Consider the following 6,738-nt stretch of genomic DNA (forward strand, 5'->3'; position numbering starts at 1 on the left):
AATATCTTTCACGGCAAGTGAGCCAGGACCGTGCGACCGTGCGCCGGGTCCCCCTAGAGTGCTTTCACCAGCCGCAGCAGGCCCAGCATCTCGACATAAGTCCCCTTGCGGAAAGCGATGTAGACCGGTTCTTCCATGCCATGGAAGCGGCGCTTGAATGCCGCCTGGCCCTGCAGGTTGAACCTGCGGCGGTTGACCCATGGCGAAGAGTAGGTGCGCTGAAAGGTGTTGCGCCAGAAATCGCTTTCGGGAAATCCGCTGGGGGTGACGTCGAGAAGCGGCGACAGGCCGAGCGTGACCACCGAAATGCCCTCTTCGCGAAACCGGTCGACGGCGAATTTGGTCAGGCCGATCTCGGCGTGCGGCGAGGCATCGATGTGCTTGCGCTTGAAGGCGGTGGTGTAGCCGATGACCTTGCCGTCGCGAAACAATGGATCGAAATCGAGCAGCGCGACGAGTTCGCCATCGGGGCCATGCAGGACGAAGCGACGCATGTCGGTGCCGAGCTGATAGTGGAATGGGCGGTTGAGAAAACCCATCTCCCAGCGCTTGACGATGCGGTCGCCGCGCCAGTTCTCGGACAGCCGGGCGATTTCGTCGAGGAATACCGTCCGCGTGTCTTCCTCGAACGAAAAGCCCTTCTTCAGCAGCCAGCGCTCGGAATAGCGCACGGTCTCGTTGCGCTTGCCGGAAAAGTCATGCTCGGGCAGGGCGAGGCGGGTGTCGATGCCCAGCCGGTTGACCTTGTAGCCGAGCCCGGCCAGCACGCGTGCGGTCTCCTCGCCGATCTGCACGAACCACGGGTCGCCGGCGGTCTCGACGAAGCGCCTGATATAGTGGGGCCGCCGCGCCGGCGCCGCCACCGGGTCGCCGAGCGCAAAATGGTGCTTCATCTTGGTGCCGAAGGCGATGTAGCCGTCGGCGTCGCCAAAATAGGAAAGCTTGCGCTGTACGGCAGTCGAATAGGCGAGCGAGAAGTCGCCATGGCGACGGACCATCGCCAGGCGGTCGCCATGCGTCAACGTCTGGCGCTCGACCTTGGGCGAGGCATCCTCGAGGACTTTGTCGAAATAGATCCGCAAGGAGGGCATGGTCCGGATTCCGCGTGCCGTCTGTGGCGCCACGTGCCTTTCGGCACGCCGGACGCATCACGGCGCCTTGATTTTTCACGGGAAGCCGAAATCGTGCGGTTTCGAATTCCTGCGTCGGTAACGAGATCCGCCAGCCCCTCGGAACTCGAATCAATCACATTGCCGCGACCTGATTATCGCCGATGCCGCCGATATGCCATATAGGGCTGCATGGTTTCGGACGGAAGCGGGGCGTTCCGTTCCATGTCGTTGGTTTAGCCGCATTCGCGCGATGGGAGTTGTTTGCGCCCTGGCGGCAAGATGCTGAGCGCACCGGTCCGCTGTTTGGGTTTGCGCGCGATCAAACGGTTACAGCGTCCTGCGAGCTTGCAGGGATGCGGCGTTGAATGGATTTTGAGAGCGAATGGCTGATACGACGACCAGATCGAAGGTGGAGCAGGTGGCGGCGGTCGAGCCGGCGATTGTCATTGGCGCCGGCGCCGCCGGACTGGCTGTCGCGCAGGCCCTGATCAAGGCCGGCGTGCCGGTAGCGATCCTGGAACAGGAGAGCCGGCTGGCCGAACCCTGGCATCGGCGGCACCAGCAGCTGCATCTCAACACCCATCGTGATCTTTCGGCGCTGCCCGGCCTCTCCTTCCCCGCAGGCACGCCAGCCTTTCCACCCAGGAATGTCGTCATCCGCCATATGAACGATTTCCGCGAGGCGAACCAGTTGCCGGTGGAGTTCGGTGTCGCCGTCGAGACCCTCGTGTTCGGGGGCGACCATTGGCTGGTGGGCACCAGCGCCGGCTCGCGCCTGGCGCGTCATGTCATTGTCGCCACCGGCCGTGACAAGGAGCCCTTCACGCCGCAGTGGACGGGCATGCAGGCCTTCGCCGGCCGGATCATCCATTCGGCGGATTTTGGCGACGCCAAGTCCTATGCCGGCAAGAAGGTGCTGGTCGTCGGCGCCGGCAATTCGGGCTTCGATGCCCTCAATCATCTGGCCGGCGTCGATACGGCTTCTCTCTGGCTGTCGGCCCGCAATGGCCCCGCGCTTCTGCCCAAGCGCATCGGCAAGATCGCCGTGCACCGGCTTTCGCCGCTCATCGCGCGCTTGCCGATCCGCGTCGCCGATGCGGTGATGGCCGCGACGCAGCGCCTGGTTTTCGGCGATCTCACCAAATTCGGCATGCCGCCCGCGCCGTCGGGCGGCGCCAGCCGCCTGGCCTCGGACTACACCGCGATCGCCGCGGACGACGGCGCCGTCGACGCCATCAAGTCGGGCAAGATTACCGTGGTGCCGGCGATACGCGAATTCACCCGCGACGGCGTGATCCTGGCCAATGGTCGCGTGATCGATCCCGATATTGTCATTGCCGCCACGGGCTACCGCACCGGCCTGGAGCGCATGGTCGGCAATCTGGGCGTGCTCGACAGCAAGGGTGTCCCGCTTTTCAACGGCGGTGAAACCGACCCGAACCTGCCCGGCCTGTGGTTCACCGGCATGCGGCCGAGCATTCGTGGCTGCTTCGCCAACGCCGCCATCGTGGGCAAGGCGATCGCCAGGCGCATCGCCGGTGCGTCCCGGCCCCCGGGTGGCTCACGCTGATCTGACGGGAGACGGCTTTGACTCGTTACTTGCCATGTTATATAACGTGTTATGAATTGATCGAGGGCTGATTGATCATGGAAGACGTTATCCGATCGCTCGGCTATCTGTGCCTGGGCAGCAGGCTGAAGCGCATCGGCGAACAATTGCAGGCCGACGCTCAGCAACTGCTTGACGGACTGGAGGTCCCGCTTCAATCGAGCCAATACCCGCTGCTTGCGGCGCTCGACAGGCTCGGACCCCTGGCGGTCGGCGAACTGGCGCAATCGCTGCGGCTGACCCAGCCAGGCGTGACGCGAAGCGTGTCGCTGCTGGTTGAGTTGGAGCTGGTCGAAGCTGTCCAGTCCGATGATGACCAGCGCCGCAAGATGGTTTCGCTGACGGCCAAGGGCCACCGCCTGGTTGACGTGGCGAAGCGCAGCGTCTGGCCTCGCATCGAGAGCGCCGTCGCGGACCTGTGCCAGGACCTTTCGGGGCCGCTTCTCGATCAACTCGCCGCCATCGAGGACGGTCTCGCCGCCGCTCCGCTCGATCGCCGTTTGAAAAAGGGTGTCGCTCAATGAAACATGTCCTCGACCGGCCCGTCTGGAGCGCGCTTGCGACGCGCCATCAGGCCCTCGCGCAAGGAGGCGCACTCGCCAGGCGCTATTCGCCGTCATTTGCCCACTTCGCCGGCACCGCCGCGCACGATGCCGCGAGCCTGCAGGCGCTGGGCGAGCTTGTTGGCCCGGGTGAGAGCATCATCATGGCGCAGGCCGACACCATTGTGCTTCCTGCCGGCCTCTCGGCAATCTCGCAAGCCGCGGCCGTGCAGATGGTGGCCGATGCACCGCTACCGATGGTGTCGGATGATCGGGTGCAACGCCTGACACAAGACGATGTGGCGGAAATGGTGGCCCTGGCGTCGCTCACCAAGCCCGGCCCATTCACCTCTGGAGCATTGAGCCTTGGCGACTTCTGGGGCGTGAAGGCCGGCGGCCGATTGGTGGCGATGGCCGGCGAACGTATGAAACAGCCTGGTTACAGCGAGCTCAGCGGCGTCTGCTCGCATCCGGATGTCCGCGGCAGCGGCCTCGGCCGCCTGTTGTCGGTGTTCGTGGCCAATCAGATTTTCGCACGTGGCGAGGTACCCTACCTGCACGCCTACGCCACCAACGCCGGCGCGATAAGGCTGTACGAATCCATCGGCTTCAGATTGCGATGCGCGATCAATGTGGCCGTGGTCCAACGCCCTGGATAGCGGCTGGAAACGGCCCCTCAATCTCAGGCCGATTTCGGCTCCAGCCGGCGGAAACCGACGGCTTGCATCAGCATCTCCTCGTCGACCATGCCGGCATTGTGGAGCGCGAGCAGGTTGAGGGCGATCTCGCGCGCTTCCGGCGAATCGGATCGTGCTTCGCGCCGCAGGCAGGCTTCGTCAAAGACGCGCTGCAGCTTGGCGATGTCGCCGGGCTTGAGCAGGCCGCGGTCATAGACTGACTTCGACATGGCGATGGTCTCCTGGGAACGACCTAGGGCGCCATCAGTAAATTACCAATCTTTCCCGGAGCTTGAATAGATTGACGCCGAAGGGAGGGCTCGTGGCGGACCGGAGCCCTCCCTCGATATTGCGGAGCGCCGATCACACCGCGATCTTGCCGCCGCCTTGCCTGGTGATGGCGACGACCGACGGCCGCACCGGCATTTCGGGCTTGAAGTCCGGCCAGCGCGTCGACGGATCCTCATAGTAGGACGGTCGGCCGAAACCCTCCCAGTCCTCGCCGCCATCGCCCGGATGCTGGACGGCGACGAAGGCGGTCCGGTCGTCGGGCGTAAACAGCGGGCCGCACATTTCCGCGCCGATCGGCACGCGGAAGAACAGTTTCGAGGTTGCCCGCGCGGCCCCCTCCGTGTCGACCGCCCACAGGCCATCGGTGCGGCCGGTGGCCTTCGGGCCCTGGCCGTCGGTGGCGACCCACAGGCGACCGGCCGAATCGACCGCGCAATTGTCGGGCATGCCGAACCAGCCATGGGCCGTCGTCGCCGTCGAGAAGGTGGCGCCGACATCGGCAACCGACGGATCGCCGCATTTCAAAAGCACTTCCCATTTGCCCTTGGTGGCTGTGAAGTCGCCGTCGGTCTCGGTGATCTCGATAATGTGGCCGAAGGCATTCTCGGCGCGCGGGTTGGCGGCGTCGACCTGGTCGGCCTTGCGCTTCGAATTGTTGGTCAGCATGACATAGACCTTGCCGTTGACGCCATTGGGCTGGACGTCCTCGGGCCGGTCCATCTTGGTGGCGCCGAGCAGATCGGCGGCGCGCCGGGTCTCGATCAGCACGTCGGCCTGGCCGGCGAAGCCGTTCTCGGCGGTCAGCGGCCCCTGGCCGAAGACGATCGGCAGCCAGTCCACCGTGCCGTCCTCGGCGAATTTGGCGACATGCAGCGTGCCCTCGTCCAGCAGGTCCTTGTTGGCCGCATGGTCGTTGGCGCTGAACGTGCCCTTGGTGACGAATTTGTAGACATAATCGAAGCGCTCGTCGTCGCCGAGATAGAAGACGACGCGGCCGTCCTTGGCGACGATGGATTCGGCGCCCTCATGTTTGAAGCGGCCCATGGCGGTGCGCTTCCTCGGCGTCGATGTCGGATCGTTGACGTCGACCTCGACGATCCAGCCGAAGCGATTGGGTTCGTTCGGCTCCTTGGCGAGGTTGAAGCGGTCGTAATGCGCGCCCCACTCATAGGCGCCTTCGGGAATGCCGAGCCGCTTGTAGTTGGCGGCTTCCTTGTGGCCCTCGGGCAATTCGCCGGAGAAATAGCCGTGTATGTTCTCCTCGGCCATCACATAGGTGCCCCAAGGGGTGACGCCGCCGGCGCAGTTGTTGAAAGTGCCGAGGACTTTCCTGCCGGACGGATCGGCATTGGTCTTTACGCGGTCATGGCCGGCGACCGGCCCGGACAGCGCCATCTCGGTGGTGGCGGTGATGCGGCGGTTGAGCTTGCCGTCGCGCAACACTTGCCATTTACCGCCATCCTTGCGGATTTCGACGATGGTGCCGCCATGCGCCGCCATCTCGACATCGACCTGCTCTTTCGACAGCGGCGCGACCTCGGCCTTCTTCTTCCCGTCCTTCTCGACGATCGAAACGATGCCCGGAAACATCAGATGCGGGTTGGTGTATTCGTGGTTGACGACGAGCAGGCCGTGCTCGGCCGAGCCGTCGATCGCGATGTAGCCGACATAGTCGTTGTTGTAGCCGAACTGCCTGGCCTGCGCCTCGGCCGACTGTTTCGTCGGGTCGAACCCCGGAGAATCGGCAAACAGCGGATCGCCCCAGCGCAACAGCACGTCGGCGTCGTAGCCCGGCGCGACATGATGCTTGTCATCGATCGCGGCCTCGAGCTCGTCGAATTTGAAGGCGGAGCCTTCCGCGGCGTGGGCATCGTCGGCGGCGATGAGGGCCAGCGGGCCGACGGTCGCGGCGATCGCCGAGACGGCGAGCGATCCCTTCAGGAATCCCCGGCGCGAGAACCGCGCGGCGATGATCTCCCCCATGGTGCGGTTGTCGGTCGGGTTGGCGGCCGGTCCTTCGTTTTCCTCGAGCAGGCTGGTGCGGAATCGGGCGTCGGCGGAGCGATGTTCGGTCACGAAGGGCCTCTGGCTTTGGAGTGGCTGGAGCGTGTTGCCTGTTCGACCCTTACGCCAGGCCGATCACATTTTCGTGACATGATACAGGCGCGAAGGCTCACGGCGAGGCGACTTGCTCGCGCGCACCTCGGACTTTGGTCCAATCTTGCGCTTGCAAAAGTCCTGGAGGACAAACGCAACGGTCGGAGGTTGCTTCCGGCCGATACATCTTTCGGCGATGTTGCAGGTTGCAACGTTGGGGTGGGCGCGCCGGCTCAATCGACGGAGATCAGGATGCACGGATCGATCACGGCCCGGTGCCGCCGGCTGACGCTCGTTTCGGCGGCGGCTCTGGCGCTGACCATCGTCCCCTATCGAATTGCCCCGCACGGCTCCGCTCCCGGAATCGACGCCGCATCGGCACAGGCCGCCAATGGCGGTAATGGCGGTGG

6 protein-coding genes are annotated in these 6,738 nt (G+C 64.6%); 3 read left to right on the top strand and 3 right to left on the bottom strand.

All coding sequences use genetic code 11. The features are described from left to right. Positions 1–53: 53 nt before the first annotated feature. Complete coding sequence (locus C1D09_RS21740; RefSeq protein WP_143976244.1) at positions 54–1,091, bottom strand: phosphatidylglycerol lysyltransferase domain-containing protein; 1,038 nt, start codon at positions 1,089–1,091, stop codon at positions 54–56. A gap of 403 nt (positions 1,092–1,494) precedes the next feature. Between C1D09_RS21740 and C1D09_RS21745 the strand changes: the two genes are divergently transcribed. The 3 genes from C1D09_RS21745 (at position 1,495) to C1D09_RS21755 (ending at position 3,922) form a co-directional block, all read left to right on the top strand. Further along, a complete protein-coding gene (locus C1D09_RS21745; RefSeq protein WP_143976245.1) occupies positions 1,495–2,682 on the top strand; it encodes a flavin-containing monooxygenase in 1,188 nt (395 codons plus the stop codon). Between the two features lie 77 nt (positions 2,683–2,759). Then, complete coding sequence (locus C1D09_RS21750) at positions 2,760–3,245, top strand: MarR family winged helix-turn-helix transcriptional regulator (protein ID WP_143976246.1); 486 nt, start codon at positions 2,760–2,762, stop codon at positions 3,243–3,245. Continuing rightward, a complete protein-coding gene (locus C1D09_RS21755; RefSeq protein WP_143976247.1) occupies positions 3,242–3,922 on the top strand; it encodes a GNAT family N-acetyltransferase in 681 nt (226 codons plus the stop codon). Before C1D09_RS21750 ends, C1D09_RS21755 begins: the two co-directional genes overlap by 4 nt. A gap of 23 nt (positions 3,923–3,945) precedes the next feature. Here C1D09_RS21755 and C1D09_RS21760 read toward each other — a convergent pair whose 3' ends face one another. Both C1D09_RS21760 and C1D09_RS21765 read right to left on the bottom strand, forming a co-directional pair. Further along, positions 3,946–4,170: a hypothetical protein gene (locus C1D09_RS21760; RefSeq protein ID WP_143976248.1), complete on the bottom strand. Its 225-nt coding sequence runs from the start codon at positions 4,168–4,170 to the stop codon at positions 3,946–3,948. A gap of 133 nt (positions 4,171–4,303) precedes the next feature. Then, positions 4,304–6,307 carry a PhoX family protein gene (locus C1D09_RS21765; RefSeq protein WP_143976249.1) on the bottom strand — a complete coding sequence of 668 codons (2,004 nt, stop codon included), beginning with the start codon at positions 6,305–6,307 and terminating at the stop codon, positions 4,304–4,306. Between the last annotated feature and the right edge of the window lie 431 nt (positions 6,308–6,738).

Source organism: Mesorhizobium intechi (assembly GCF_002879535.1).
GTDB classification, from domain to species: Bacteria; Pseudomonadota; Alphaproteobacteria; order Rhizobiales; family Rhizobiaceae; genus Mesorhizobium; species Mesorhizobium intechi.